This is a genomic window from Micromonospora sp. NPDC000663 (assembly GCF_042898105.1).
Lineage (GTDB): Bacteria > Actinomycetota > Actinomycetes > Mycobacteriales > Micromonosporaceae > Micromonospora.
In genome coordinates this window covers 34,760-61,008 of record NZ_JBIAYR010000005.1, presented here as the reverse complement: position 1 = coordinate 61,008, position 26,249 = coordinate 34,760, and the positions used below count along the sequence as shown (strand labels likewise).

The following is a 26,249-nucleotide window of genomic DNA, read 5'->3' as shown; positions in this document are numbered from 1 at the left end:
TTGGCAAGGCGGGCCATGAGAGCGGACGCACGGCGCAACTACGACCTCATCGTCGAAGCGGCCTCCCAGGCGATCGCCCGCGACGGCGCGTACGCCTCGCTGGAGGAGATCGCCCGGTCCGCCGGAGTGGGCTCGGCGACCCTGCACCGGCACTTCCCCACCCGCTGGTCGCTGCTCCAGGCCGTCTTCCGCACCTGCGTCGGCAACCTGGCGGCCCGCGCCGGAGACCTGCTCACCGCGCCGGACGCCCTCGACGCGCTGACCACCTGGCTGCACGAGGTCACCGCGTACGCCACGACAACCCGCGGCCTCGCGGATTCCCTCCTGAACGAGCCCACCGAGGAGACCGACGCCTGCGGTTCGACGCTCGTCGCGGCAGGTGAACCGCTGCTGCGTCGCGCCGTCGACGAGGGCTCGGTACGCCCCGACATCACGATGGCCGACCTGATGATGCTCGCCAACGGCATCTCACTCGCGGCGCAACCGGCGGGCGCGGCCAAGGCGGAACAACTCCTGACCCTCGCCCTCGAGGGAATACGCGGCCACGCCCACCGAGCGTGATCAAGACGCGGTCAGTCGCGGCGCTCGATCCACAACGGAGCGGGGAATGCTCACGCGTCCCGTTCCGCCGACCTCGGCGCTCCGGCGGCCCGCAGGGTCTCGTTGGGGTGGCACCCGTACACCTCGCGGTACGCCTGCGCGAACCGGCCGAGGTGCGCCCAGCCCCAGCGTCGGGCCGTCCGCGCCACCGTCTGGCCCGGTTCGGGGTGGCGCAGGTCCATGTGCGCCTGGCGCAGGCGGACCGAGCGCAGGAACGCCATCGGGGACTGACCCTGGTGCCGCCGGAACGCGGCCTGCAACGCGCGTTGGCTGATCTCGCAGGCCGCGGCGATCTGACCCACGGTCAACGGCTCGGCGGCGTGCGCCTCGATGAACTCGGCGGCCCGCCGCACGACCACGTGGCCGACATCCGACTGGCCGGGAAGGTAGTGGATGGTCATTGTCGTGTTGGGAAAGACCGCGACGGCAGTGTTCGCCACGAGGTCCACCAGACCGGAGCGTGCCAGCGGGCTGGCGAGAACGGCGGTGACACCGAGTTGCTGCCGGGCGAAGGAGGTCACCGACTGCCACAGCAGGTCCATCTCCGAGGAGAGGGGCGCCAGCGCGGTGAACCGGAAGTTGGTGGCCGGCAGGCCCGTCCGGGCGGCGGCCCCGGCCGCGATCCGCGTCATCGGCAGCCGGACCACGACAGAGGTGATGTCGTCGACCATGTGCGTCGCGCCGACCTCCGGGTAGCGGCCGGTCATGCCCGGTCCGAGGTGCAGTTCCTCGTTCCTGGTGCGGACGGCGTACCTGCCGTGCGTCAGGGTCACCGTGGCGAAGTCCGGATAGGGCGAGGACTCGGTACGGTTGCGCATCGTGTAGCGGGTCTCGCTGATGTCCAGGTCGTCGACCCGCAGGGTGACCCGCCGGTAGCGGAAGCTGGCCCGCGGCCCGTAGATCCGGGCCCGATGTTCCAGGAACCTGAGGGCGATCAGATGGTGCCCCTTCTCCGGATCAGAGGTCTCCACCACCTCACGTGTCACAGCGTCGGGCCTACCCTGGTGTGCCATCGCCGGCATCAGCCGTCACCTCCGGTGGACCGTCGCCGTCCGACCTGATTGAACGTGGTGCTGAGGGTCGCGACCGTCCGAGTCGACGCGACACGCCGATCGACGACCCGATCCACTTTCCGTACGGGCCTGGCCGTTTCGCGAAGGCAGGGTCGGACACACGACATTTGCGCGTAACAATCACAGTCGATGCTCTCGCCTACCTCGCTACCTCGGAGCCATCCGTCCGTCGACGGACCGGTGACTGCGTCGTCCGGGTTACCTGCCACCGGGCCGGAAAAGTCGCGTTCCCGACACAATGGCACGCCGGGCGGGCTCCGCCTCTCGGTCCTAACCTCTGCCTGTCCGAGCCATTCACCCTGGCACGGCCCACACGGCCGGCCGATCGGGGTCCGCGACGCTGCGACCCGATCGGCCGGTCCCGTGTCCGTTGGTTCCGCGGGTCCAGTTGCCCGTCGGCCACATTCGGGGAGGCAGACGTGCGGAGGTCCGAGAGGGCGGGGGCGGGATCGCCGAGCGGCAGCGAAAGTCCCCACCATGGAGGTACCGAAGTGAGCTCCGAGCCATCGACCGTGTATCGCGTCCGAGGTGAGCGCGTCACCTGGCGTGCGGCCGGTGACCAGACAGTGCGGCTCGACATCCGCAAGTCCGTCTACCTGGCGCTGGACCGTTCCGCCGCCATGCTGTGGCCGCACCTCATGGCCGGAGCCACCGAGACGGACCTGGTCAAGGTGCTCACCGACAGCGGGACGGTGGAGCCCGCTCGCGCCCTCGCCGACGTCCGGAGGTTCCTCGCCGAACTTCAGGACATCGATATGATCGAACGCCTCGACGCCCGCCCCGAGGACGGTCCGTCGCAGGCCTGACCAGGTCACCACGGCCGCGTCACTCCCACCCGGGCGACAACCGGTCCACATATCGACAATGCCTGGTACGCAGGAACCACGTCGGCTGACCCCCGGCTTCGTTGAGAGGAAGCAGCGCCGTCACGTCTCTTCCGCCCGGTTCACGTCGCCGGATGGATGTCACTGGTGGTGCTGTCTTGTCTGGGCAGGAGGGAGACACCGTGCAGCAGAACCCCGATACCGCAGCCTCGATCATTCAGCACGAATTTTCCACCGACGAGGTGTCGCAGGCGCACGACGTGATACGTCAGCGGTGCGCGGGCCTCACGCTACGACCGCAGGGCGTCGCCACGCCGTTCTCGTTCCGGGAGGAACTTATCGACGCCGGCCCGGTTCTGACCAGTCGCGTGTGGTGCGGCATGGACTACGAGTTGCAGCTCGAACCACTCAGAGACCTGCTGCTCGTCGCGGTCGTGAACGGCCGGACGGTGGTGCGGGACGGCCGGGAGGAGGCACAGGCCGGCCCCGGAGACGTACTCCTGCAACGGACCGGCCGGCCACTCACCAACATCTGTGACCGATCCGAGCTCTACAACATCAGCCTGGACGCGCGCACCGTGACCGAGGCGGCCGTCGACAAGACAGGCATCGCGCCGCACCTCTTCCGGTTCGAGGCGATGACACCCGTCTCGGACGAGATGGGCCAGTTCTGGCACGACACCGCGACACATCTGCATCGCCTGCTCACCGGCCCGGCGGAGCCGCTGCGAAGCCCGCTGGTGATCCACGCCGCCGCCGACCTGGCCGCGGCGGCCGCGCTGGCCGCGTTCCCGCACTCCGCGATGACGATGACGCACCGGCTACGGGTGGGCCAGTTGCCCGTCGGGCCGGTACGCCGGGCCGTGTCGTTCATCGAGACGCACTGCCGCGAGGCGATCACCCCCATGCAGATCGCCGAGGCGGTCCGCGTCACCCCTCGCGCCCTGCGGATGGCGTTCCGCCGGCATCTGGGCACCACACCCCGGGCGTACCTGTGGCGGGCGCGACTCGACGGCGCACACCAGGACCTACTCGCCGCCGATCCGGCCCGGGGTGACACCGTGGCCGCGATCGCGCACCGCTGGGGGTACCTGCGCCCGAGCCGCTTTGCGTCCGCTTACCGGGCGGCGCACGGCCGATCCCCCAGCGACACCCTGCACTCCTGATCCGGTCGGCCCGACTGCCCGGTGGCGCACCCACCACCGGGCAGCCGCCTCAGCCATCGGTGGCGCAGAGCGCCGTCTCGACGCTCCGGTTCACCGCGCCCAGCATCTCCTCGCCGGTCGGCAGGCCGGTCACCGCGACGACGGCGCTCCGGCCGTCACTGGTGGCCAGATTCCGGGTCTCGAAGCCCTGGATGTCACCGCCGTGGCCCCAGGCGAAGCCGCCGCAGGGCAGCTCGTAGCGCGCGACCCCGAGCCCGTAGGCGTACTCCCCGGTCGGTTCGAAGCCGGGCGCGGGCACTGTCGTCGTCAGGGCCGCCTGCTGCGCGGGCTTGAGCAGCCTGCCACCGACAAGCGCGTCGAAGAAGGTCCGCAGCTCGTCCGGGGTCGACACGAGTTGACCGGCGGCCCAGCCCAGAGACGGGTCCATCTCGGTGACGTCCACCCACGGCGCGCCCGGCCCCACGGCGACGTACCCGTGCGGGTGGGCGCCGCGCAGGCGCTGCTCCCCGACACCCGGCCAGTAGGTGTCGCGCAGACCGAGCGGCCTGATGATGCGGTTGGTGATTTCCTCGCCGATCGGGCGTTCGGTGACCTGCTCGACGATGAGCCCGGCGAGGACGTAGTTGGTGTTGCTGTACTCCCACTTCTCCCCCGGCGCGAAGTGCGGTGCGCCGGTGAGCGCCGCGTCCACCAGCCGGCGCGGCTCGTAGTACGAGTGACTCTTGTCGACCAGGTCCTGCGGCCTGGTGAACAGCACGTCGTCGTAGTCCGGCAGGCCGCTCGTCTGTTGCAGCAGCTGCCGTACGGTGATCCTGCCCCCGTCGTTGCCGTTGCCGCGCACGACCCCGGGCAGGTAGTACTCGACCGTGGCGTCCAGGTCGATGCGGCCCTCGCCGACCAGTTGCAGGACGACCACGGCGGTGAAGGTCTTCGTGTTGCTGCCGATGCGGACCTGGCCGTCGCGGGAAACCGGGCGGCGCTTCTGGAGGTCGGAGACCCCTGCGGTGTAGTCCCGGACCCGCCCGTCGGTCCCCCGCACCGAGGCGAGTACGCCGGGGAAGCCGCTCTCGCTGACCAGACCGTCCAGTTGACGCTGCACGACGTCGCGCGGACCGTCTCGCCGGCCGGTGTCGGCGAACGCCGAGGGGCCGATCAGGGCGGCGCCGACGGTGACGGCAGCCACCGCGGCGGCGGCCGCCATCCGCACGGTGCGGCGGCGGGAGGGATCGTTAGGTGTCGTGAGCATGATGACTCCTCGGTATCGGCAATGCTTGACACCATCAATGGTGCAAGAAGTCCGATTCCTGGACGATCCCCCCTGCTGCCCTCCTCCGGTACAGCCTGCGCTACCCCGGCCGGCCGGTGATCAGTACCTGACCGCGTCGGGAGTGAGCCAGGGCGACGCGCCGCTTCGCTGACCATCCACTGTGGCTCCCGCGAAGGCGAGCCTCGGCGCGAGGAACCGGTTGTTGTCGGCGGGGAAGTTCAACGCGGGCGTCGACACCTCGTCGAGTCGTTCCGTCTGCCCCGGCGACAACCGCACGTCCACCGCGTCCAGGTTGGCCCTGAGCTGGTCGAGACGCCGCGCGCCGATCAGCACCGAGGTCACGCCGGGTCGAGCGCCGACCCAGGCCAGCGCCGCCGCCGCAGGGGTCACTCCCGCCTCGTTCGCCACCTCGTGCAGCACGTCGATGACCTGCCAGTCCCGCTCGGCGGGGCCGCCCACCAGCGCACCGCGCTTCGTGTCCACGGCGTCGTTGCCACGGACGAACTTGCCGGAGAGCCAGCCGCTCTTGAGCGGGCTCCAGGGGAGCACTCCGAGACCGTGCTCGGCCGCCATCGGGATCAACTCCCCCTCGACGGTCCGTTCGAGCAGCGAGTACTCGAGCTGCAACCCGATCGCCGGCGTCCACCCCCGGAAGTGGGCGACGATCTGCGCCTCGGCCGCCTTCCACGCGGGCAGATCCGACAGGCCCACGTACCGGATCCTGCCGCCCGCGACGAGGTCGTCGAGGGCACGCAGCGTCTCCTCGACAGGTACGCCCCGGTCCCAGTTGTGCAGCCAGTAGATGTCCAGGTAGTCGGTGCGCAGCCGGCGCAACGACTCCTCCACCTGGGCCACCACGGCCTTGCGTCCGGCGCCTCCGCCGTTGGGGTCGCCGAGGAACAGGTTGCCGAAGAACTTGGAGCCGAGGACGATCCGGTCGCGCAGGCCGGGCCGGGCGGCCAGGTAATCGCCGATGATCTTCTCGGAGTGGCCGTTGGTGTAGATGTTGGCGGTGTCGATGGAATTGCCGCCGCGTTCCAGATACTCGGTGATCATCGCCTCCGACTCGGCGACCGAGGCTCCCCACCCATGATCCTCCCCGAAGGTCATGGCACCGAGGGTGTACGGACTGACGCGCAGGCCGGAGCGGCCCAGAGTGACGAAATTGTTAAGTGGCATGCGTCCAGTGCACACCCACAGGCTCTGATGCGGGTAGATCGATGCTGCCAGCGCGTTGCCTGATCCTGCCAAACCCGGCAGGATGGGCACCGTGAGCGCGCTGCCCGAGATCTGCGACCTGGTGCGGCGCCACGCCGGCCGGCCGGCACCGGCCGGGCTCGCCCTGCACCGCAGTGACTCCCCCACCGAGCCGGTGCCGGCTCAGACCGCGCCGACCTTCGCCATGGTCGCGCAGGGCGCGAAGCACGCGGTCCTGGGCCGGAACGTCTTCGCGTACGCGGCCGGGCAGTACGTCGTCGCGTCGGTGGAACTGCCGGTGATCGCCCACGTCACCCGGGCCACTCCCGACGAGCCGTACCTGGTGCTGGGCCTCACGCTGCGCCCGCCGCTGATCGCGGAACTGCTGCTGGACGCACCGCCGGCGCGGGGCGAACCGGCGGCGGGCATCGCGGTCAGCACCGCCGGCGACGACCTGCTCGACGCGGTGGTACGGCTGTTGCGACTACTCGACCGTCCCGAGGACCAGCGCGTGCTGTGGGCCGGCCTGGAGCGCGAGGTGGTCTGGCGGTTGCTGACCAGCGAGCAGGGTGGCACGGTCCGGCAGATCGGGCTGGGCGACGGCAACGTCGTACAGATCGAGCGGGCGATCCGCTGGATCCGCGACCATCACGCCGACCTATTCCGGGTCGAGGACGTGGCGCGCGTCGCCGGGATGAGCGTGACGTCCCTGCACCGCCACTTCCGGGCGATCACCACGATGACGCCGATCCAGTTCCAGAAGCTGATCCGGCTCCAGGAGGCTCGGGCTCGGCTGCTCGTGGAGCCCGGTGACGTGGCGGCCGTCGGATTCGCGGTCGGCTACGAGAGCGCGTCGCAGTTCAGCCGCGAGTACCGCCGACTGTTCGGGCTGCCGCCCGGCCAGGACGCGGCCCGCCTCGCCCGGCTCGACCCGACGCAGCTCGCCGACGTATGAGCCTCATCGCAGCAGTCGGAAGAAGGCACGCAGGTCCGCGATCAACAGCTCCGGCACTTCGAGCGCCGGGAAGTGCCCCCCACCGTCGTGCTCCTTCCAGTACCGGATGTCCGGGTAGCGACGGGCCGCCCACCGCTGGGACGGCCGAGGAAGCTCGGCCGGGAAGATCGACGCCCCGACGGGTACGCGAATCTCAGCGGTGTCCTCGCCGCTGATCCACGCCGACACCTGCTCGATGCTCTCGGCGTAGAGACGCGCCGAGGACGCCGCAGTGCCGGTCAGCCAGTACAGCGTCACCTGGTCGAGGACCTGGTCCCGGGTGAGGCCACCGGGTCGGGCGGGCGTGGGGTCGGCCCAGGTGAGCAACTTCTCGGCCATCCACGCGCACAGCCCGACCGGCGAGTCCGTGAGGGCGTACCCGGCGGTCTGCGGGGCGGTGCGGTGCACCTCGGAGTACGCCGAACTTGTCCGCCCGCGACGGCGCAACCGCTCCAATGCCTCGCGCTCGGCGTCGGTGAGGTCCCCGTCGGCGGACGGGTCCGGCCCGGCGAGGGGCGGGACGAGGTGAATGCCGGCCACGTGCTCGCCGTCCCGGGCCGCCAACATGCTGGAGATGCTGGTGCCCCAGTCACTGCCCGCGGCGCCGTAACGGGTGTACCCGAGTGCCGCCATGATCTGTGCCCAGGCGGCGGCGATCCGGCCGATCCCCCAGCCCGGCTGGGTGGGCTTGCCGCTGAAGCCGTACCCGGGCAGCGACGGGATCACCACATCGAAGGCGTCCCCGGCGGTGCCGCCGTGCCGCACCGGGTCGGTGAGCGGGGCGACCAGGTCGACCAGTTCCAGCACCGATCCCGGCCAGCCGTGGGTGAGGATCAGCGGCATCGCGCCCGGGTGTGGTGATCTGGCGTGGAGCACGTGGATGTCCACTCCGTTTACGCCGACGAGGTACTGCGGGACCGCGTTGAGCCGCGCCTCGGCCGCTCGCCAGTCGTACCCCTCGGCCCAGAACCCGCACAGGTCCCGCATCACGGACCGGGGTATGCCCTGTGCCCACCCGGGGGCGGGCGCCGCCTCCGGCCACCGCGTACGCGCCAGCCGGTCACGCAGGTCGGCCACCTCGGCTTCCGGTACGCGTACCCGGTAGGGACGGAACTCGATCGACACGGGCCTCCCTTCGTCCGCCCTCCACTGTGCCCGGTCTGGGCCGAGCAGGCACCAGTCCCGGCCGAGGCGTTTCTCCGCAAGACACTGCCTGACCCGCCCACCTGCCTCGTCGCGTGGGTGGTCGGCTCACTCCGGGTACCCGTCCATGGACGGCCCCTCGGACCGGGCCTGCTGGCGAGCCTGCCAGATCGCGTGCCCCTTCAGGAGGTAGCCGAGCCAGTAGATCGTGAACAGGATCAGGAAGCACATGAAGAAGACCCCAGAGACGATTATCGCGAGCACCAGCGCCGTTCCACCGTCTGCCATTCCATATATCGTGAAGCCGACCAGGCCGAGCAGGAAGAAGAAGACCATGTACAGCGGAAGCGTCGAACTGTCGGCGGGATGAGGCACGCGAGACAGCCCGGGCACACCGGGGTCGTTGTCGATCATGCAGCCGAGTATCCGGGACGCATTCGAACAAGTCACTGGGACAGGTGGGCGAGGAAGGTCGGTCCGTACCCCGGAAGTCCGCAGCCACGCAGCTCTGCTGCGCCCTAGCGGTCGCCCCGCCCTCGACGGCCAACAACCCCGACGGCGATCGTCCCGTCAGGATCCCGTCCATTGCTCAGCCGCGTTAATGTGCCCCGTGATCGTATGGCTCAACGGCACCCACGGCGCGGGCAAGACGACGACGAGCGCGCTCGTGCAACAGCTGATCCCGGATTCACGGGTATTCGACGCCGAGAAGGTCGGCGAGACGCTCATGGACATCACGCCAGGGCTGCCCGAGACGGACAACTTCCAGCACTGGCCGCCGTGGCGGCAACTCGTCGTCGAGACCGCCCGCCGCGTGCTCGACTACACCGGCGGCACGCTGGTGATGCCCATGACCGTCCTGGTGGAGCAGTACTGGCGCGAAATCAGCGAGGGTCTCGCCCGACACGCCATACCGGTGAGGCACTTCGTCCTCCACGCGGACCAGGACACCCTGCGCCTGCGTATCGAGGGGGAACATCCCGTCCCCTCACCGTTCCGCCTCAAATACCTTGAGCCCTACGCCGAGGCGGCCCGCACGTGGCTGCATGCCGAGGCCGAGGTCGTCGACACCACGCACCTCACGCCCGCCGAAGCAGCCCGGCAGATCGTCCTCCGAGTTACCGGGGGTGGCTCGGGCACTCTCCTGGCGAGATCTGAGGACTGCCACTGACGATCGGGCCCGCGTGCGCCACCTGCGGGCCGCCTTGGTGAGGACGGCATCTGCCGTGGTGAGCCGATCGACCCGGCTCTCTCGCGTCACGCGACGTCTGGCGGGTGAGGCTATCGCGGCTCGCGCTCGTGGATCCGGCGCAAGGTCTTCAGCGCGGTCTTCGCCGCGGTGCTGACACGGGCACCGAATCCGGTGGTGCTGTGATCGTCAGAGGCCAGGCGGGTCAGGACCTCAACAGCCCGCTCGTCACCGCTCGCGCCGAGAGCCCTGGCAGCCCAGAACCGCATCTCGGGGTCGCGATGGCTGGTCGCCTGTACCAGTCGCTCGAAGACAGTTGGACCGAACCTGGCCAGGGCGGACGTGAGATAGCCCGCCCGCGAGGATCGCCGGGACTCGAATGCGGCCCACAGGGAGGCGAGCGCATCGTCGCTGCCGATGTCGGCCAACGCCTCACTCGCGGCGGCCCTGACGAACTCCGCCGGGTCGTCGAGGCGGCGCGTCAGCGGCTGGATCGCCGCCGAACTCGACAGGTTTCCCAACGCCTGGCATGCGCTCTCCCGTGTCAGCCCGTCCGGATGCTCCAGCAGGTCGATCAGCAGCGGCTCGGCTGCTCTGATCCCGAGCTGTCCGCAGGCTCTGGCCGCCCACGCCTGGCAGCCGTACTGCTCATCGGCCAAAGCGACGAGCAGCGGCTCCTCAAGCGTCGCGTCGCCGAACAGCCACAGCCTGTTGAGGGCGCGGGTATAGATCTCCGGGTCGAACCGCCGATACCCGGCAACGACGGCGCGCAGCGCCCGCACAGCGCGCTCGTCGCCGCCGGCCGCGAGGTCCACGAGTCTGTCCAGGGCCTCTCCCCGCAGCACCCGATCCGGGCCGGTGAGCTGTTGCAACTCCTCTGGCACACGACCAACTTACGGCCTGTCGGCGGCCCATCCCAGATCCACTGTCAAGCTTCGGCTGGGACGGCACCGGCAGGGAGTGGTGCCAGCCCTAGCAGGCGGGCTGGGAGTCCCACCATCGCGGCGGATCGACGAGCGAAGCTTCCGGATCGAGGAAGCCGAAGGGGACGCCGAGATCGTGCGCCACCGCCGATAGTTGTCGCCTGTCACCTCGACCATCGAGCACGACGTGCGCACGGTGCCGGCGACCGACCAACCGCCGGCACCTCCACCGCGCCTCAGACCGGGTGGCACCTCACCAAGCGCATCCGGATCTGCCACGATGGCCCAGGCCCGAGCAGCCAAGGCCGCTGACGCACGCGGCCAAGCAGGCTAAACTAACTCCTTAGCTAACCGAGGAGGCTGGACCATGTCGGCTGAGGCCGTGCACTACAACATGCATGACGCCAAGACCCATCTGTCGCGCATCATCGAACGGGTGGAACGCGGTGAGGAGATCATCATCGACCGCGCGGGCACCCCGGTGGCGAAGGTCGTACCGCTGGTCCGGCGGGCCAACCGCACTGCAATCGGCTCCCTCGCCGGCCAACTGGATCTCTCCGGTGACTGGGACTCGCCACAGACCAACGCGGAGATCGCCGACGACTTCGGCATCGGCGCATGAACCTACTGCTGGACACTCACGTCGCGCTCTGGGCCATCGCCGGCGACCCGACCCTCGGCACCGAGTTGCTCGATCGACTACGCCACGAGCCGGACATCTTCCTCTCCCCGGTCACCCTGTGGGAGATAACCATCAAACAGAGCACTGGGAAACTCGCCGGACCGCCTGACCTTGCAGAGCGGGTGAGAGACATGGGCTTCCGCGAACTCCCGGTGTCCCACGCCCACGCCATCGCCGCCGGTCGCCTGCCATCGCATCACCGCGATCCCTTCGACCGCATGCTCGTGGCACAGGCAATCACCGAAGGGCTGACCGTCGCCTCCCGTGACGCGTCGATAGCGCTGTACGACGTGGATGTCCTCAAGGTGTGAGAACACCTCTGTGCACTCCTGATACCCGCGAGAGGCCCAGGCCGTCTCGCCCGCTGACCGCCCCTCCCATTCCGAGCGGCATCTGTTGCTCAGCCCAGGCACAAGCCGGCCTGCAGATACGCGGGTCCTTAGACCCCTCCCTTCGGTATCCGGTTTGGTGGGGCGCGCGGGACTCGAACCCGCGACCGAGGGATTATGAGATCAAACTGCCCGTCCCGCCGACCTCGCCACATAGCGGCCTAGCAGCGGAAACGCCTCTCGACATCTCACACTGCTCCCCCGCTGTCCGCCGACCTCTTGCGGACTAGATGCGGACCGCTCGGTCAGGAGGCAGGCACGCTCGAACCTGCCTTGCACGTCAACGCGTCCCTCCGCCGCATTGGGAAGTGGTCGGGCCCACGGACTCAATGAGGGCTGGAAAGATCGCATGCATGATCTCCCTACCTCAACCCGACGACCTGGCGTCCCTGGTCTCGCGCACCGGCCTTCACGACGAGGCGGCCGGGGCGGTTCGGTGAAACCCAACAAGGCGGCCCCCCGGGTTGTGGCGGAAGAGGATCTAGCCGGCTTCACAGCCGGCCAACTCGTGGAGGTGATGAAAGCCCTCACGGTGATCCTGACCCTTCCCCAATCAGCCGCCGACCACGTCGACGCGCTCGTGGTAGCCACCGGTCAGGGCGAAGAATGGCGTCTCACTCATGCGATCCGTAACTGGGAGGCGAACCCAGCGCTTCGCTACCTTCTGGTGGCGAACGGGAACCCGGATGAAGAGACGTACGTCGAGATCACGCTCGACTACCTGCGGTGCCTCGGCCTTCGTCGCACCAATGGGGTCTACCTCCAAGCCGAGCCGGCTCCCAACACCGGCTTGCAGGCCGCATGGATCGTCAACCAGGTCCAAGTAGGCGGCATCACCAGCCTTGCGCTCGTTGTCTCCCCCTACCACCTGGCCCGCGTCTACCTCACGGTCCTCAAAGCCTTTACCAGGACTGGATTTCGCCTCCCCATGATCCCGCTCCCCGTGGCCGTCCCGCCTGACACACCCGTCCCGGAAACCGGAGCGACCGCCTACGACCTCGTACCCGGCGAGATCAAACGCATCCTCAACTACATGGACAACGGATGGCTCGCCACGCCGGAGGAATTGCAGCAGTACCTACAGTGGCTTTGGAGCCACCACAATCCCCTGGTCACCGGGCTGGTCTGAGGCAGCGGGAGACCGTCCGGCCTCCCTGCGGAAGGTCGCCGCCACTCTTCCCCCGTCCCCCGGATAGGTGCCAAGGACTGCGGCGCCCGGTTGGTGTCAAGGGTGGCCGTAGGCCATTGGCGTGCCGACGCGCAGCGCCCTTGACGCCGGCCGGGTGGCGTAGAGGATCGGGCACCCGGGGGATGGTCACGCCCTGGTCCTCGTCGTCATCTCGCTGCGGACAGTGCCCGCGTGACTCGGAGGCAAGCAGCTCTGCTGCGCGGCAGCGATCGCCCCGCCCTCGACGGAGAGCAACACCGACGGCGATCGTCCCGCCTCAGCCCATCATGCCCTCAGTTCTCCGCAGCGTTGGCCGGCCGGCCCGGCCGATGCCGGCCGGAGGTCGCCAGCAAGCCGGGGCCGGCCCGGCGCGGCCCGCTTGCGGGCCGCCTTGATCTGATAGAGCGGAATTCGGCAGTGTCTCGGGCTTACGTCATGTCCTCCGTCGACTGATGCTCGACAGTCCTCCGCCAACTGATCTGCGACATCCGAGCGCGGATCGCGGCATGAGAGTGTGTTACTGCAGGCGGCGGCACCCATAGTCTCAATTGTTGAGGAGAGAGCGCACGGCAAGGTGATCAGCCGAAATGGCGTTGCGCAATTTCGATGAGGGCGAACAACGTATCGCGGCAGTCCTCGGCGTTCGTCATGGCGGCGACCGCGGTGCCTGACGCTGGCCAGGCGAACGCGAAACAGCTGTAGCCGGTGTTCTGCCCGGTATGGCCGAAGCGACCGTCGCCGATCTCCGTGCCCAGACCGAATCCGCCTGGCGACTGACGCTCCAGCATCTGCGTGGCTAAATCCGGTGGGAGCAGCGCGGAGTCGCCGGCGTGGGCTCGGGTGATTTCCAGCTCGAGCCGGACCAGGTCGAGCGGGGTGCTCCACAGTCCGGCCCCGGCCATCTCCGGTTGCGTGTGCCAACCGCCGGGTACAGCGGCACCGTTGGCATGGCCGCGAGCCGCACGTTCCTGGTGTTCATTCGGGAAGTGTTGATCGAAGCTGCTGTCTGCCATACCCACTGGTTCCAGCACCAGCGCCGCCATGAGCTCGTCAAACGGGGTCGCCGTCACATCGGTCAAGAGCTGTTGAAGTAAGGCGTAGTGGCTTCCTGAATAGCGGAACTCGGAGCCTGGCAGCAGCTCACGCCGGACTGCGGGCGTGTTGGCCGGTGGTGCACCCGCCAGGATTTGCAGCAGCGACGGTACTGGCTCACCTACGGCATACCCCGGGAACCAATTCTCGGTCAGTCCGGCAGTGTGCGCCAGGACCTGACGCACGGTCACTGTGCCCGTACCAGGGAGCTGCCAGGATGAGAGGTAGGTGTTGACATCGGCATCGAGGTCGATCGTCGTGTCGGCAACCAGCCGCAGAGCGCCGAACGCGGCGACGTGCTTGCTGATCGAACAGGCCGGGAACAACAGGTCGCGGCCGCCGGTCCAGACATCGCCGTCGACCCCTCCGACCGCGATACCAATGTCAAGAGTCGGATCGGTGCCCGCTGTCAAGTCCCGCCAGTCCTCTTCGAAACCCACGGCTCAGTAGTATGCCGTGGGATGGGCTGGCGCACTCAACTCGACGACCTCTCCGCCGATGACGACGATGGCACCGAACGGTGTCTTCCCCTCGTCTTCCAACGCTCACCGTGAGATCTCGATGGCCCTGGCGAGAAAGCGCTCGTCCGGGGCGGTCAGTGGGTGGTCACGGTTTTCCTCCTTGCCGCTCTGGCGGCTTGCCGCCGTTGACCCTTCGCTTGGGCCGGGGCTTGAGTGGGGTGGCGAACCGGAGTTCGGTCCGATCGGCCGGGTATTCGGCGTCGGAGACAGGGCTGCGGAGTCGATCGGTCTCGTCGGCCTGACGCCGCACGAGCTGCGGCACACGGCGGCCAGTCTGGCGGTGGCGGAGGGCGCCAACGTCAAGGCGGTGCAGCGGATGCTCGGGCACGCCTCGGCGGCGATGACGCTGGATGTGTACGCGGACCTGTTCGAGGACGACCTGGACCAGGTGGCGGACCGCCTCGACCGGGCGGCGGGTCGTGCTGCTGCGGACTCAGTGCGGACCGAGGGCGTCGGTCCGGACCTCGACGCGGTGCGCCCGGATCGTCGGCAGCACGGCTGACCAGGGAAAACGGGTGGTGGGGCGGGCGGGACTCGAACCCGCGACCGAGGGATTATGAGTCCCCTGCTCTAACCGGCTGAGCTACCGCCCCGAAACACCGCGCCGGATCTTATCCCGCTCGGCGGTCAGCAGCCAGCACCGCGCCGGCCGGCGCCCACGCCTGCACCAGCACGAAGGGCTACAGGAATATAACAGCGCGCTCGGGTACGGCGGTCAGCCGGCGCGCAGCTCTTCAAGCACCGCGCCGGCGGCGCGCCAGCCGCTGGCGAGGGCGCCCTGGATCGATGGGCTGTCGCGGTGGTCACCGGCCACGAACAGGCCCTCCCCCAACGACACGGGCTTGCGCAGCCGCCCCTGCGGTGGTGGTGCGGCGGGCAGCGCCTGCGGCACGGCGGCTGTGGTGAGGTGTGTCCAGTCGGCGGTGGATCGACCGTACAGGCGGGTCAACTCGGCCCGGATGGTCGGCTCGGGTGGGGCCGTCGGGCCGACCACCGAGGTCGCGATCAGGTACCGTCCGGCGGGGGCGTACGTGCTGGCGGCGTTGCTGAGCACCACCGTGTTCGCGACGATCTCCCGCCGGTCGCCGTCGACGAGCAGGATCGGTTCGGCTAGGGGTGGTTCGGGCGCGCTGTGGTAGTAGGTGGTGTAGCTGTGCATCCGTACCGTCGCCAGGGCCGGCAGCAGCGCGGCCGCGGCGGGCGGGTCGACGGCGACCACGACGGCCCGGCAGCGGATGTCGCCGGCCTGGGTGCGGACCCGGCCGGGCGCGACCTCGGCGACCGGGATGTTCAGGTCGAGCAGGTCGGCCGGCAGCGGGTCGGCGACGGCCCGGGGCAGCGCGGCCATCCCCTCGGCGGGCAGGCCGATGCGGCCGCGGGCGAAGGACCGCAGCACCATCGCGAGGACGTGGCTGGAGGTGGCCAGTTCCCGGTCGATGAACACACCGGACAGGAACGGGCGCAGCAGCTCCTCGATGATCGCGTCGGAGAGGCCGGCGCGGCGCAGCGCCGCCTCGGCGCTGGTCTCCGGGGCGGTGAGCAGTCGGGAGGCGGGCAGTGTGGCGCAGCCCGCGGCGAGCGCCGCGAAGCGCAGCCGGTCGCGCAGGGACCCGACGCCGGCGAGGGCGGTGCCCGGGCCGCCGGTGGGCTCGCGCAGCGGGTTGACCAGCCGCAGCAGGTCGTCGCCCTTGCGGACGAGCACCCCGGAGGTGAAGTAGCCGAGGTTGAGCCGGGCGGTGTCGAGCAGCGTGCCGAGCCGGGGGTAGGCGGTGTTGAGCACCTGGAAACCCCTGTCGATCAGGTAGCCGTCGACGACGTCGGTGGCGACCCGGCCGCCGAGTCGGCCGTCGGCCTCCAGCAGCCGCCAGGGCACGCCCGCGCGGTGCAGCCGCCGGGCGGCGGCGAGGCCGGCCAGGCCGCCGCCGACGATGACCACGTCGGTCTCAGCCAGCATCGCGCGCCTCCCGCTCACCGTTCGCCCGGGACAACCGGCCCGGCCACCAGACCTTCGGCCCGATGTCGTACGCGAGTGCCGGCACCAGCAGCGACCGGACGATGATCGTGTCGATGAGTACCCCGACGGCGACGGCGGTGCCCAGTTCGACGAGTACCACCAGGGGCAGGACGGCGAGGGCGGAGAAGGTCGCGGCGAGCACGATGCCGGCGGACGTGATCACCCCGCCGGTGACGGCGAGGCCGGCGAGCACACCGGCGCGGGTGCCGCGCTTGACGGACTCCTCGCGGACCCGGCTCATCAGGAAGATGTTGTAGTCGATGCCGAGCGCCACCAGGAACACGAACGCGAACAGCGGGAACGACGAGTCGACGCCGGGGAAGTCGAAGACGTGCCGGAACAGCAGCGCGCACAGGCCCAGGGTGGCGGCGAAGCTGAGCAGCACCGTGGCGATCAGCAGTAGCGGGGCGAGCAGGGCGCGCAGCAGCAGGGCCAGGATGACGGCGATGACCACCAGCACGATCGGGATGATGACGTTCTGGTCGCGTGTCGCGGCGTCGGAGGTGTCCACGTTGATCGCGGTGAAGCCGCCGACAACGGCGTCCGCGTCGGGCACCCGGTGGACGGCGACCCGCAGCTCGCGGATGGCCCGTTCGGCGCCGTCGCTGTCCGGCGGGTCGGCCAGGGTCGCCTCCAGTTGCACCCGCCCGTCGACGACCTTCGGTGCGGCGTTCGGGTCCGGCGGGCCGGTCTGCGGGCCGGTGGTGAGCGGGCGGACGTCGGCGACGCCGGGTACGCCCTGCGCCACCTGGGCGACCTGCCGGGCGGTCTGTTCGGTGGTGAAGATGGTGGCCGGGCTGCCGGTGCCGGCCGGGTAGTGCCGGGCGATCACCTCCTGCCCGTCGACCGAGTCGGTGCGCTTGGTGAACAGGTCGGACTGGCCGAGGGTGGTGGCGCCGAGCTGGGTGAGGCCGAGCGTGAGCAGGGCCAGCACGACTGCTGTGCTCAGCCAGATCGGCCGGGCGTGCCGGGCCACGAAGCCGGCGATGCGGCTCCAGATGCCGTGTTCGGCGCGCGGGTCGGCCTGGTCCTCTCGCGGCCGGCGGGGCCAGAACGCCCACCGCCCGCCGAGCACCAGCAGCGCGGGCAGGAAGGTGAGCATCACCAGCAGGGTGGCGGCGATGCCGATGGCGGCGACCGGGCCGAGCGCCCGGTTGGAGTTGAGGCTGGACAGCAGCAGGCAGAGCAGGCTGACGATGACGGTGCCGCCGGACGCGATGATGGCGGGTGCGGCGCCCTTCCAGGCGGTGCGCATGGCGTCCCACGGTCGGTCGTGTCGGTGCAGCTCCTCCCGGTAGCGGGCGATGAGCAGCAGCGCGTAGTCGGTGCCGGCGCCGAAGACCAGCACGGTGAGGATGCCCTGGGCCTGCCCGTTGAGCTTGATCACGTCGGCGTCGGCGAGCAGGTAGACGAAGACCGAGGCCAGCGCGTACGACATTCCGGCGGCGAGCAGCGGAAAGATCCAGAGCACCGGGCTGCGGTAGACGATCAGCAGGATGACCAGCACCACGACGAGGGTGACGAGCAGCAGTGGCCCGTCGATGGCGGCGAACACCTCGATCAGGTCGGCGAGCAGGCCGGCCGGTCCGGCGACGTCCACGGTGAGGCCGTTCTGGCCGGCGCCGGTGATGTCGCGCAGCTGCTCGACGACAGTGCCGATCTCCTCACCCTCGGCGTCGTCCACCGGGACGACCACCTGGAGGGCCTGGCCGTCCGCGCTGGGGATGGGTGGGGGCAGCGGGGTGACCACGCCGGGCACCTGGGCGAACCGGGCGAGGTCGGCGCCCACCCGCTGCCTGTCCGCGTCGGTGATGCCTGAGGTCCGTTCGTAGACGACAAGCGCCGGGACGGTCTCGCGGTCGACGAACCCGCCGGCGAGGTCCTGGGCGCGTGTCGCCTCGGCGTCGGTGGGCAGGAACGCGGCGTTGTCGTTGGTGGCGACCTCGCTGAGGCGCCCCGAGTACGGGCCGGCCACCCCGCCGATCACCAGCCAGGCCAGCACGACCGCCACCGCGATCAGCGTGGCCCTGCCGCCTCGTCCGGCCATCCGCACCAACCCCTAGAATCGACGCATCAATCGACGCAGCGGGAGTCTAAGTCGACATCGACCATCCTGCCGGGCGAGTGCGGTGCGGGAGGGCGAAACCGGGCCATGCGCACGAAAACGCCCGTCGGCCGGGGCCGACGGGCGTGGGGTGAAACTGTGCTCCCCCGATTGGACTCGAACCAATAACCTGCCGGTTAACAGCCGGCTGCTCTGCCAATTGAGCTACAGGGGATCGTGCACCGCCCGGAACCGGATCTCACCGGCGCCGTGCGACGGGACAAGAGTACAGGACATACCCGGGTTGCGGTCCAGTGGGTTCCCTCCCGGTCCGCAGCTCGACAATCCGGATAAATTGCCATCCCGGCACACAGATGCTTGAGCGCAGAGCAGGATGGGTAGTTAGCTGCGGACAGAGGACGCAGGCGCGAATTGGTCGCCTTCGGACGGGGAAACCCGCCCGGGCGACGGCGCGTCAGGTACGGAAGGAGCCGCCATGCGCGGAAAGATCATGTTTCTTGGCGGGCTGGCTGCGGGATTCGTCCTGGGCGCCCGTGCCGGCCGGGAAAAGTACGAGGAGCTCGTGGTCCGGGGCCGCAAGGTGCTCGACCACCCGACCGTCCAGGAGGCGGCCGGGGTCGCGCAGGCCCAAGCCAACAAGCTCTACAGCGAGGGTAAGGACAAGCTCGGCCAGACCAAGCTGGGCGAGAAGCTGGGCACCGGCAACGGCGGCACCGGCAAGCAGGAACTGACCGCCGCCGACGACGCGTTCGCCGGCACGCCCGCCACCGTGGGCGCCAAGACGGGCAGCAGCTCGGTCGGCACGACCTCCGGGTCGCCGTCGGCCACCAACCCCCGCACCAAGCCGTCCGGCTCGGGCACCAACGCCAGCACGCTCTGATCCACCGCACGTAGACCCATCGCACGTCGACGGGCCGGTCGCCGAGAGGGCGACCGGCCCGTGGTCTGTCCGGGTGCGGTCAGTCCTTGCTGCTGAACGCCGCGTCGAAGGCGGCGCTCGGGGCGTCGAAGGCGAGCCTCCTGACGAACTGCAACGCCTCCGGCGCGCCGAGCAGGCGGTCCATTCCGGCGTCCTCCCACTCGATCGAGATGGGACCGGTGTAGCCGATCGCGTTCAACGCGCGGAAGCAGTCCTCCCAGGGCACGTCGCCGTGCCCGGTGGAGACGAAGTCCCACCCGCGGCGCAGGTCCGCCCAGGGCAGGTGCGAGGCGAGCCGGCCACGGCGGCCGTCCCCGGTACGCACCTTCGCGTCCTTGCAGTCCACGTGGTAGATCCGGTCGGCGAAGTCGAAGATGAAGTTCACCGGGTCCAGTTCCTGCCAGACGAAGTGCGACGGGTCCCAGTTCAACCCGAACGCGGGCCGGTTGCCGATCGCCTCCAGGGCCCGCTTGGTCGTCCAGTAGTCGTACGCGATCTCGCTGGGGTGCACCTCGTGTGCGAACCGCACCCCCACCTCGTCGAACACGTCGAGGATCGGGTTCCACCGGTCGGCGAAGTCCTGGTAGCCGCGCTCGATCATCGACGGCGGCACCGGCGGGAACATCGCCAGGGTGTGCCAGATAGACGAGCCGGTGAAACCGACGACGGTCTTCACACCGAGCTTCGCCGCCGCCCGCGCGGTGTCCTTGATCTCCTCGGCGGCCCGCTGACGGACGCCCTCGGGCTCCCCGTCGCCCCAGATCCGGGCGGGCAGGATGTCCTGGTGCCGCTCGTCGATCGGGTGGTCACAGACCGCCTGACCGACCAGGTGGTTGGAGATCGTGAAGACCTGAAGGTTGTGCTTCGCGAGCGTCTCCCGCTTGCGGTCGACGTACGAGTCGTCGGCGAGCGCCTTGTCGACCTCGAAGTGGTCGCCCCAGCAGGCGATCTCCAGACCGTCGTAGCCCCACTCGGAGGCGAGCCGGCAGACCTCCTCGAACGGAAGGTCGGCCCACTGGCCGGTGAAGAGCGTGATGGGTCGCGCCATTGTCCTTCTCCCCTGTTGTGATGGGGATTCCATGTGCGGACCAGGGCGAGGGTGACCGGTCGGACCGGTGCGTGGCGTCGGGGCGGTCACCGGTGGGTGCGGAACACACCTGGGCCCGGCGGGTTGCGCCTCCCACCGGGTCACCGGCCACCGTCACGGTCGCCGGTCCCACCCTATTTGCGCCGCACCCCATCGGGGAAGCCCCGGATCGTCACTCGGCCGCTTCCTCGGGCGCCGGCAGGACCGCCCGGACGGTGAAACCGCCGTCGGGTCGCGGGCCTGCGGAGAAGGTGCCGCCGATGCGTTCGGCGCGTCTGCGTACGGCGATCAGCCCTCGGTCGGCACCCCGGGGCTCCCCCGCCGGCGCGGCGGCGTCGGCGCCGTCGTCGCGTACCTCGATGGTGATGCCCTGGGGGTCGTAGCGCAGGCGGACCGCGACCGGCGCACCCGGGGCGTGCCGGCGCGCGTTGGTAAGCGACTCCTCGATGATCCGGTACGCCGCCACGTCGACCGCCTCCGGCAGCGGCCTGGGCGCTCCGGCCAGTGCCCAGCGCACCGACTGGCCGGCGGCGAAGCCCTCCACCAGCGCGTCGAGACGGTTCAGGCTGGGCGGCGGCCCGGTCAACGGGTCGGGCTCGCCGGCCCGGTCCAGCAGCCGGTGCCCGTGCGCCAGCACCATCCGGCGCCACTGCGCGAAAGCCCCCACGACGTGCACGGTACGGCAGCGACCTGTGAGCCGGGCTGCGCCCTCACCCCGCCGATCTTGCACTTTGTGTTGCCGAAAGGTCGGTGTTGCGGCACTGATCCCCGCGGAAAGTGCAAGATCGGCGAGGACGGGACCACGCCCGGCCGAGCGGGGCACGCTCGGCCGGGCCTGGTCGCGCTCAGTCGGTCAGGGCAGGGTCCACTTCTGGTTTGCCGCGTTGAGGCAGGTCCAGAGGTGCACGATGGTGCTGTCCGCCGAGTTGTTGCCGGAGACGTCGAGGCACTTGCCCGACGACGGGTTGCGCAGGGTGCCGTCGGACTGGGCCGCCCAGTTCTGCGCGCCGCTGCCGTTGCAGGTCCAGAGCTGGATCTTGGTGCCGTCGGCGGTGCCGCTGCCGGACACGTCCAGGCACTTGCCGAGCGCCTTGATCGTCGAGTTCGGCGTCACGGTCCAGGTCTGCGCCGCGCTGCCGTTACAGGTGTAGATCTGGATCTGGGTGCCGTCGGCCGTGCCGGCGTTGCGCACGTCCAGGCACTTGCCGGCCAGGCCCTTGACCGGGCCGACCCGGGTGCCGCCGCCGGTCCCCTTGACCAGGGTGAAGTCGTCCACGTCGAAGAGCCCCGTGCCGCTACCGGTGAACGTGAGGTAGAGGTTCTGGGCGCCGGACGGGACGCCCGACAGGGCGGTCGTGACGTTCGCGAAGGTGCTCCAACTGCCGGTGTTCGGTACCGCGACCGAGCCGAGCACCGGGCCGGTGGCCGAGCCGGTACGCACCTGGATGGTGCCGCCCGCGCCGCCCGAGACGACCCGGGAGGTGAACGACGTGACCCCGGTCAGGTCCACCCCGTTGTACGCGGCCCAGTCGCCCGGGTCGATGTAGCCGATGGTCTGCCCGCCGTTGGCGCCCGCCTTGGTGAACGCGGAGACCCCGTTGGCCGAGCTGAACGCCTCGGCCTGGATCGTGCCGGTCGGCGGCGGCGTGGTGCCCAGCTCCTTGATCCGGATGTTGCGGAACGAGGCGTCGTCACCGGTGCCGTGGTTCTGGATGCCGATGTGGCCGGCCAGCGACCGTACCGGATTGGTGTTGGTGAAGTCGTTGATCTTCACGCCGTTGAGGAAGATCTGCAACCGCTCACCCTCGACCAGCAGCTCGTACGTGTTCCACTCCCCCGGCGCGTTGAGCGCCGCGTCCCGGGCCGCGATGTCGGCGGACTTGAACGTGTAGACCGCTCCTGTGGTGCGGTCCACCGCGTCGGTGGCGTCGATCTGGATCTCGTAACCGTTGTCCACAGCCGACCACGGGTCACTCGACGGCGGGAACCCGATGAAGATGCCGGAGTTGTCGTCCCCGGCCAGCTTCCAGTCCAGCTTCAACGAGTAGTTGGTGAACTGCTTCGCGTTGTACCAGAACAGCCCCATCCCGCCCACCGAGGTGAGGGTGGCGTCGGAGTTGGTGAAGCTGCCCGGACCGGCCTGCGACCAACCGGCAGTCGACCCGTTGAACAGCGGGGTGTAGCCGGTCTCCGGCCGGCAGTCGGCCTTGCTCCGGCCGGCCGCGTACCTGATGCCGCCGAGCAGGTGCGCCCGGAACGCCGGCTCCGCGTACGACGCCTGGGTGTGCCCGGCGCCGGTGTAGAAGGACCGGCCGCCGCCGTAACCCTTGCACCAGCTCAGCGGGTGGTCCGCGCCCATGCCGCCACCGGAGTACGACGACTCGTCCAGGGTGGCCAGCACGTGCGCGGTGGACCGGGCGTTGGTCCGGTAGTTGTACCACTCGTCGGTGCGGGTCCAGGTCTGCGGCAGGTGCGCGGTCGCCGCGTGACCCCTGTCCTCCACCTTCATGTTGGCCTGCTGGATCGCCGGATGCGAGGCGAACCACGCGCCGACCAGGTTGCCGTAGAACGGCCAGTCGTACTCGGTGTCGGCGGCGGCGTGCACACCCACGTACCCGCGACCCGAGCCGATGTACGACTCGAAGGCGGTCTGCTGGCTGGCGTTGAGCACGTCGCCTGTGGTGTTGAGGAAGACCACAGCCTCGTACTGGGCGAGGTTGCCCGTGGTGAAGGCGGCGGCGTCCTCGGTGGCGGTCACCGTGAAGTTGTTCGCGGCGCCCAGGTCACGGATGGTCTGGATACCGACCGGGATCGCGTCGTGCCGGAAGCCGGCGGTCTTGGAGAAGACAAGCACGTCGTACGGGGCGTCGGCGGCACTGGCCGGGGTGGCCGGGGTGGTGCAGGCGAGAACGGCGAGGGCGGCCATCGCCGCGCCGAGGACGGGTCGCAGGATTCTCATGGCAGGGTCCACTTCTGGTTGGCGGCCGCGGTGCAGGTCCACAGGTGGACCACCGTGCTGTCGGCCGAGTTGTTGCCTGAGACGTCGAGACACTTGCCGGATGCCACGTTGCGCAGCGTGCCGTCGGCCTGGGCGGACCAGTTCTGCGCCCCGGTGCCGTTGCAGGTCCAGAGCTGGATCTTGGTGCCGTCGGCGGTGGCGCCACCCGAGACGTCCAGGCACTTGCCCAACGACTTGACTGTCGAGTTCGGCGTGACCGCCCAGGTCTGCGCGGCGCTGCCGTTGCAGGTGTAGATCTGGATCTGGGTGCCGTCCGCGGTGGCGGCGTTGCGCACGTCCAGGCACTTGCCGCCCAGACCCTTGATCGCGCCCGTCCCGCCGGCCGGTGGCGTACCGGTGACGAAGGTGAACGCGTCCAGGTCGAAGAGCGCCCCGGTGCCCGAGCCGGCGAACGTCAGGTAGAGCGTCGTCGTACCGGTCGGCGGGTTGCTGATCGCGCCGGTGACAGTGGTGAACGTCTCCCAGCCGCCGGTCACCGGGACCGTGGCCGAGCCGAGCACCGTGCCGGTGGCCGAGCCGGCCCGGACCTGGAGGGTGCCACCGGCACCCGCCGAGGAGACCCGGGCGGTGAACGACGTGACGTTGCCCAACCGGTACGGCTGGAACGCGATCCAGTCGCCGTTGTTGATGTCGCCGACGGTCTTGCCACCCTCGGCCGGGGTCTTGCTGAACACGTTGATGCCGGACGAGGTGCCGAAGAACTCGGCCTGCCGGTGCCGCGGCGGCAGCGTGTGCTGGGTGTGCGTGGTCAGCCCACCGGCGTCGGTGTACTCGGCGTCGAAGATCGCGAAGATGTTCGCCGCGTCGTCGTGCTCACCGTCGACCGGGATGGTGATCGAACCGGAGCAGCCGGTCTTCGAGGTGATCTGGTGCCCGTGCTGGTCGTGCCCGAGCACGTAGGTCATCTTGACCTTCGTGCAGTCGATCGTGCCGTCCTCCGGGTCGGTCACCGTGATGCTGAACGGCACCGTGTCACCGAAGCTGAACAGCTGCCCGTTGCCGGGGTTGTTGATGGTCACCGTCGGCGCGGTGTTGCCGACGCTGATCCGTACGCTGCTGCTGCCGGTGGCGCCCTGCGGGTCCCGCACCGTCAGCGTGGCCGTGTAGGTGCCGTTCGTGGTGTACGTCTTCGTCGGGTTGGCGGCCGTCGAGGTGGTGCCGTCACCGAACGCCCACGAGTAGGTGAGCGCGCCGCCCTCGGGGTCGGACGAGCCGGCCGAGGAGAAGGTGACCGCGAGCGGGGCGGCGCCGGAGGTCCGGTTGGCGCTGGCCACCGCGGACGGCGCCCGGTTGCCGCCGCCGACGTAGTCGAAGCGGTAGAGCGCCGAGTTGGCGTCGCCGTTGAAGTAGCCGGTGCCGTAGTCGAGCACGTAGTACGCGCCGTCCGGGCCGAACGCCGAGTCCATCACCTGCTTGCCGACCCAGGGGAAGGTGTCGATGGTGCCCCGGGAGCCGTCGGCGTTGACGTGGATGGGCTTGATCCAGCCCCTGCCGAACTCGGTGGCGAAGAACTGCCCGTCGAACGACTGCGGGAACTTCGTGGTGGAGGTCGACGAGGCGTTGTACCGGTAGACCGGGCCGCCCATCGGCGACTCCGAGCCGCCGCCGAACTCGGTGGGGGTGCCGGCGTCGCCCGCGTACCGGATCCAGGCCGGCTGGGCCGGCGGCAGGGTGGTCAGGCCGGTGTTGCGGAACGAGTTGTTCGTCGGCCCGCCCGTGCAGTTGTACTTCGCCCCGCCGGTGTTTGTGGCGAAGTCCCACTCGTTGTACGTCTCGGTGGTGGTGTTGGTGCCCGTGCAGTACGGCCATCCGTAGTTGCCCGGCGCGGCGACCCGGTTGAACTCGACCTGACCGGACGGGCCTCTGGTGGAGCTGGTGGAGCCGGCGTCCGGCCCGTAGTCACCGACGTAGACGACGCCTGTGGCCTTGTCCACGCTGATCCGGAACGGGTTGCGGAAGCCCATCGCGTAGATCTCCGGGCGGGTCCTGGCCGTGCCGGGCGCGAACAGGTTGCCCGACGGGATGGAGTACGTCCCGTTGGCGTTCACCTTGATCCGCAGGATCTTGCCCCGCAGGTCGTTGGTGTTGCCGGCGCTGCGCTGGGCGTCGTACGCCGGGTTGCGGTTGGTCCGCTCGTCGAGCGGCGAGTAGCCGGCGGACTCGAACGGGTTGGTGTCGTCGCCGGTGGAGAGGTAGAGGTTGCCGGCGGCGTCGAAGTCGATGTCCCCGCCGACGTGGCAGCACAGGCCCCGGTCGGCGGGTACGTCGAGCACGTCGACCTTGCTGGCCTGGTTGACTGTGAAGTCGGCATGGAGGGTGAACCGGGAGAGGCGGTTCACGCCCTGCCAGGCCGAGAAGTCGGTGCCGGTGGCGGGCGCGTCCCCGGCGGGGGTGGACAGCGGCGGGGCGTAGTAGAGGAAGATCTGCCTGTTGCTGGCGAAGTTCGGGTCGACCCCGACGCCCTGCAATCCCTCCTCGTCGTGGTTGTAGACGGCCAGGGTGCCGATCACCGAGGTGGTGCCGCCCGCGTCGGTGCGGCGCAGGGTGCCGTTGCGGGCGGTGTGCAGGACGGAGCGGTCCGGCAGCACGGCGAGCGACATCGGCTCGCCCATGTCGGAGACACCGCGGGCCAGCTCGACCTGCTGGAAGTCACTCGCGGTGATGGTGTGCGCCTGGGCGGGTGTCGAGCCGAGCGCGAGTGCGACGGTGCCACCCGCGATCGTGAGCAGCAGGGCCGATCCGGCGGAGAACCATCGTCGGGACCGGTGGGTGGGTGTGTCCTTCATGGACATCTGTGCTGTCCCTTCCTGACGGATGCCAGGCCGGGCGCGCGCCGTCGCGCCGGATGCCGTAGCGGTGGTGGGGGTCGATGGGTTACCGCGCCGCCGGTTCACCTCGACGAAACATTGTCGTGTTG

General features: G+C 69.8%; 23 protein-coding genes and 2 tRNA genes. 10 read left to right on the top strand and 15 right to left on the bottom strand.

What is annotated here, in order from left to right:
* Window positions 1-15: 15 nt before the first annotated feature.
* Complete coding sequence (locus ACFY1S_RS18800; RefSeq protein ID WP_387119473.1) at window positions 16-561, top strand: TetR/AcrR family transcriptional regulator; 546 nt, start codon at window positions 16-18, stop codon at window positions 559-561.
* A gap of 50 nt (window positions 562-611) precedes the next feature.
* Here ACFY1S_RS18800 and ACFY1S_RS18795 read toward each other — a convergent pair whose 3' ends face one another.
* Entirely contained in the window at window positions 612-1,586 is a 975-nt protein-coding gene (locus ACFY1S_RS18795; protein ID WP_387119470.1) for a helix-turn-helix transcriptional regulator, read from the bottom strand.
* Between the two features lie 578 nt (window positions 1,587-2,164).
* Between ACFY1S_RS18795 and ACFY1S_RS18790 the strand changes: the two genes are divergently transcribed.
* Together ACFY1S_RS18790 and ACFY1S_RS18785 are read left to right on the top strand one after the other, a co-directional pair.
* On the top strand, window positions 2,165-2,479 hold the full coding sequence (locus tag ACFY1S_RS18790) for a PqqD family protein (protein WP_387119467.1): 315 nt from the start codon (window positions 2,165-2,167) through the stop codon (window positions 2,477-2,479).
* Between the two features lie 200 nt (window positions 2,480-2,679).
* The gene (locus ACFY1S_RS18785) at window positions 2,680-3,663 is read left to right on the top strand and encodes an AraC family transcriptional regulator (RefSeq protein ID WP_387119464.1); all 984 of its coding nucleotides are present in this window, start codon (window positions 2,680-2,682) and stop codon (window positions 3,661-3,663) included.
* A 49-nt stretch (window positions 3,664-3,712) separates the two neighbouring features.
* Here ACFY1S_RS18785 and ACFY1S_RS18780 read toward each other — a convergent pair whose 3' ends face one another.
* Complete coding sequence (locus tag ACFY1S_RS18780) at window positions 3,713-4,909, bottom strand: serine hydrolase domain-containing protein (protein ID WP_387119461.1); 1,197 nt, start codon at window positions 4,907-4,909, stop codon at window positions 3,713-3,715.
* A 120-nt stretch (window positions 4,910-5,029) separates the two neighbouring features.
* Complete coding sequence (locus tag ACFY1S_RS18775) at window positions 5,030-6,109, bottom strand: aldo/keto reductase (RefSeq protein ID WP_387119458.1); 1,080 nt, start codon at window positions 6,107-6,109, stop codon at window positions 5,030-5,032.
* A gap of 91 nt (window positions 6,110-6,200) precedes the next feature.
* Here ACFY1S_RS18775 and ACFY1S_RS18770 point away from each other — a divergent pair, with 91 nt between their 5' ends.
* A complete protein-coding gene (locus ACFY1S_RS18770; protein WP_387119455.1) occupies window positions 6,201-7,082 on the top strand; it encodes an AraC family transcriptional regulator N-terminal domain-containing protein in 882 nt (293 codons plus the stop codon).
* A gap of 3 nt (window positions 7,083-7,085) precedes the next feature.
* Here the strand turns inward: ACFY1S_RS18770 and ACFY1S_RS18765 are convergent, their stop codons facing one another.
* Together ACFY1S_RS18765 and ACFY1S_RS18760 are read right to left on the bottom strand one after the other, a co-directional pair.
* On the bottom strand, window positions 7,086-8,246 hold the full coding sequence (locus ACFY1S_RS18765; RefSeq protein WP_387119452.1) for an epoxide hydrolase family protein: 1,161 nt from the start codon (window positions 8,244-8,246) through the stop codon (window positions 7,086-7,088).
* A 126-nt stretch (window positions 8,247-8,372) separates the two neighbouring features.
* Window positions 8,373-8,678 carry a hypothetical protein gene (locus tag ACFY1S_RS18760; RefSeq protein ID WP_387119449.1) on the bottom strand — a complete coding sequence of 102 codons (306 nt, stop codon included), beginning with the start codon at window positions 8,676-8,678 and terminating at the stop codon, window positions 8,373-8,375.
* 196 nt (window positions 8,679-8,874) lie between these two features.
* On the opposite strand from ACFY1S_RS18760, the gene ACFY1S_RS18755 reads away from it, so the two are divergent.
* Window positions 8,875-9,435: an AAA family ATPase gene (locus ACFY1S_RS18755; RefSeq protein ID WP_387119446.1), complete on the top strand. Its 561-nt coding sequence runs from the start codon at window positions 8,875-8,877 to the stop codon at window positions 9,433-9,435.
* Window positions 9,436-9,545: 110 nt separating this feature from the next.
* Here the strand turns inward: ACFY1S_RS18755 and ACFY1S_RS18750 are convergent, their stop codons facing one another.
* Window positions 9,546-10,337 (bottom strand): HEAT repeat domain-containing protein, encoded by a 792-nt coding sequence (locus tag ACFY1S_RS18750; protein WP_387119443.1) that lies wholly within the window; start codon window positions 10,335-10,337, stop codon window positions 9,546-9,548.
* Between the two features lie 406 nt (window positions 10,338-10,743).
* Between ACFY1S_RS18750 and ACFY1S_RS18745 the strand changes: the two genes are divergently transcribed.
* From ACFY1S_RS18745 to ACFY1S_RS18735, 3 genes are all read left to right on the top strand, one after another.
* The gene (locus ACFY1S_RS18745) at window positions 10,744-10,998 is read left to right on the top strand and encodes a type II toxin-antitoxin system prevent-host-death family antitoxin (RefSeq protein WP_357597832.1); all 255 of its coding nucleotides are present in this window, start codon (window positions 10,744-10,746) and stop codon (window positions 10,996-10,998) included.
* Window positions 10,995-11,369, top strand: a complete 375-nt coding sequence (locus tag ACFY1S_RS18740) for a type II toxin-antitoxin system VapC family toxin (protein WP_387119439.1) — start codon at window positions 10,995-10,997, stop codon at window positions 11,367-11,369. Before ACFY1S_RS18745 ends, ACFY1S_RS18740 begins: the two co-directional genes overlap by 4 nt.
* Window positions 11,370-11,883: 514 nt before the next feature.
* Window positions 11,884-12,576 (top strand): ElyC/SanA/YdcF family protein, encoded by a 693-nt coding sequence (locus ACFY1S_RS18735; protein WP_387119436.1) that lies wholly within the window; start codon window positions 11,884-11,886, stop codon window positions 12,574-12,576.
* Window positions 12,577-13,193: 617 nt separating this feature from the next.
* Here the strand turns inward: ACFY1S_RS18735 and ACFY1S_RS18730 are convergent.
* Window positions 13,194-14,147 carry a serine hydrolase domain-containing protein gene (locus ACFY1S_RS18730; RefSeq protein WP_387119433.1) on the bottom strand — a complete coding sequence of 318 codons (954 nt, stop codon included), beginning with the start codon at window positions 14,145-14,147 and terminating at the stop codon, window positions 13,194-13,196.
* A 58-nt stretch (window positions 14,148-14,205) separates the two neighbouring features.
* Between ACFY1S_RS18730 and ACFY1S_RS18725 the strand changes: the two genes are divergently transcribed.
* Window positions 14,206-14,730 carry a tyrosine-type recombinase/integrase gene (locus tag ACFY1S_RS18725; RefSeq protein WP_387119430.1) on the top strand — a complete coding sequence of 175 codons (525 nt, stop codon included), beginning with the start codon at window positions 14,206-14,208 and terminating at the stop codon, window positions 14,728-14,730.
* Between the two features lie 14 nt (window positions 14,731-14,744).
* Here ACFY1S_RS18725 and ACFY1S_RS18720 read toward each other — a convergent pair.
* The 4 genes from ACFY1S_RS18720 to ACFY1S_RS18705 all read right to left on the bottom strand — a co-directional run bounded on the left by ACFY1S_RS18720 (window position 14,745) and on the right by ACFY1S_RS18705 (window position 18,521).
* Window positions 14,745-14,821: transfer RNA gene (locus tag ACFY1S_RS18720), tRNA-Ile, on the bottom strand.
* Window positions 14,822-14,943: 122 nt separating this feature from the next.
* On the bottom strand, window positions 14,944-16,182 hold the full coding sequence (locus tag ACFY1S_RS18715; RefSeq protein ID WP_387119427.1) for an FAD-dependent oxidoreductase: 1,239 nt from the start codon (window positions 16,180-16,182) through the stop codon (window positions 14,944-14,946).
* Complete coding sequence (locus tag ACFY1S_RS18710) at window positions 16,172-18,289, bottom strand: MMPL family transporter (RefSeq protein WP_387119424.1); 2,118 nt, start codon at window positions 18,287-18,289, stop codon at window positions 16,172-16,174. Before ACFY1S_RS18710 ends, ACFY1S_RS18715 begins: the two co-directional genes overlap by 11 nt.
* Before the next feature lie 159 nt (window positions 18,290-18,448).
* Window positions 18,449-18,521: transfer RNA gene (locus tag ACFY1S_RS18705), tRNA-Asn, on the bottom strand.
* Between the two features lie 261 nt (window positions 18,522-18,782).
* Between ACFY1S_RS18705 and ACFY1S_RS18700 the strand changes: the two genes are divergently transcribed.
* The gene (locus ACFY1S_RS18700; protein WP_387119422.1) at window positions 18,783-19,187 is read left to right on the top strand and encodes a hypothetical protein; all 405 of its coding nucleotides are present in this window, start codon (window positions 18,783-18,785) and stop codon (window positions 19,185-19,187) included.
* Between the two features lie 79 nt (window positions 19,188-19,266).
* Here the strand turns inward: ACFY1S_RS18700 and ACFY1S_RS18695 are convergent, their stop codons facing one another.
* The 4 genes from ACFY1S_RS18695 to ACFY1S_RS18680 all read right to left on the bottom strand — a co-directional run bounded on the left by ACFY1S_RS18695 (window position 19,267) and on the right by ACFY1S_RS18680 (window position 26,124).
* Window positions 19,267-20,274: a sugar phosphate isomerase/epimerase family protein gene (locus tag ACFY1S_RS18695; RefSeq protein WP_354824957.1), complete on the bottom strand. Its 1,008-nt coding sequence runs from the start codon at window positions 20,272-20,274 to the stop codon at window positions 19,267-19,269.
* Window positions 20,275-20,485: 211 nt separating this feature from the next.
* Window positions 20,486-20,980 carry a sensor histidine kinase gene (locus ACFY1S_RS18690; protein WP_387119418.1) on the bottom strand — a complete coding sequence of 165 codons (495 nt, stop codon included), beginning with the start codon at window positions 20,978-20,980 and terminating at the stop codon, window positions 20,486-20,488.
* 186 nt (window positions 20,981-21,166) lie between these two features.
* The gene (locus tag ACFY1S_RS18685) at window positions 21,167-23,272 is read right to left on the bottom strand and encodes a ThuA domain-containing protein (protein WP_387119415.1); all 2,106 of its coding nucleotides are present in this window, start codon (window positions 23,270-23,272) and stop codon (window positions 21,167-21,169) included.
* Entirely contained in the window at window positions 23,269-26,124 is a 2,856-nt protein-coding gene (locus ACFY1S_RS18680) for a PQQ-dependent sugar dehydrogenase (RefSeq protein ID WP_387119412.1), read from the bottom strand. Before ACFY1S_RS18680 ends, ACFY1S_RS18685 begins: the two co-directional genes overlap by 4 nt.
* Between the last annotated feature and the right edge of the window lie 125 nt (window positions 26,125-26,249).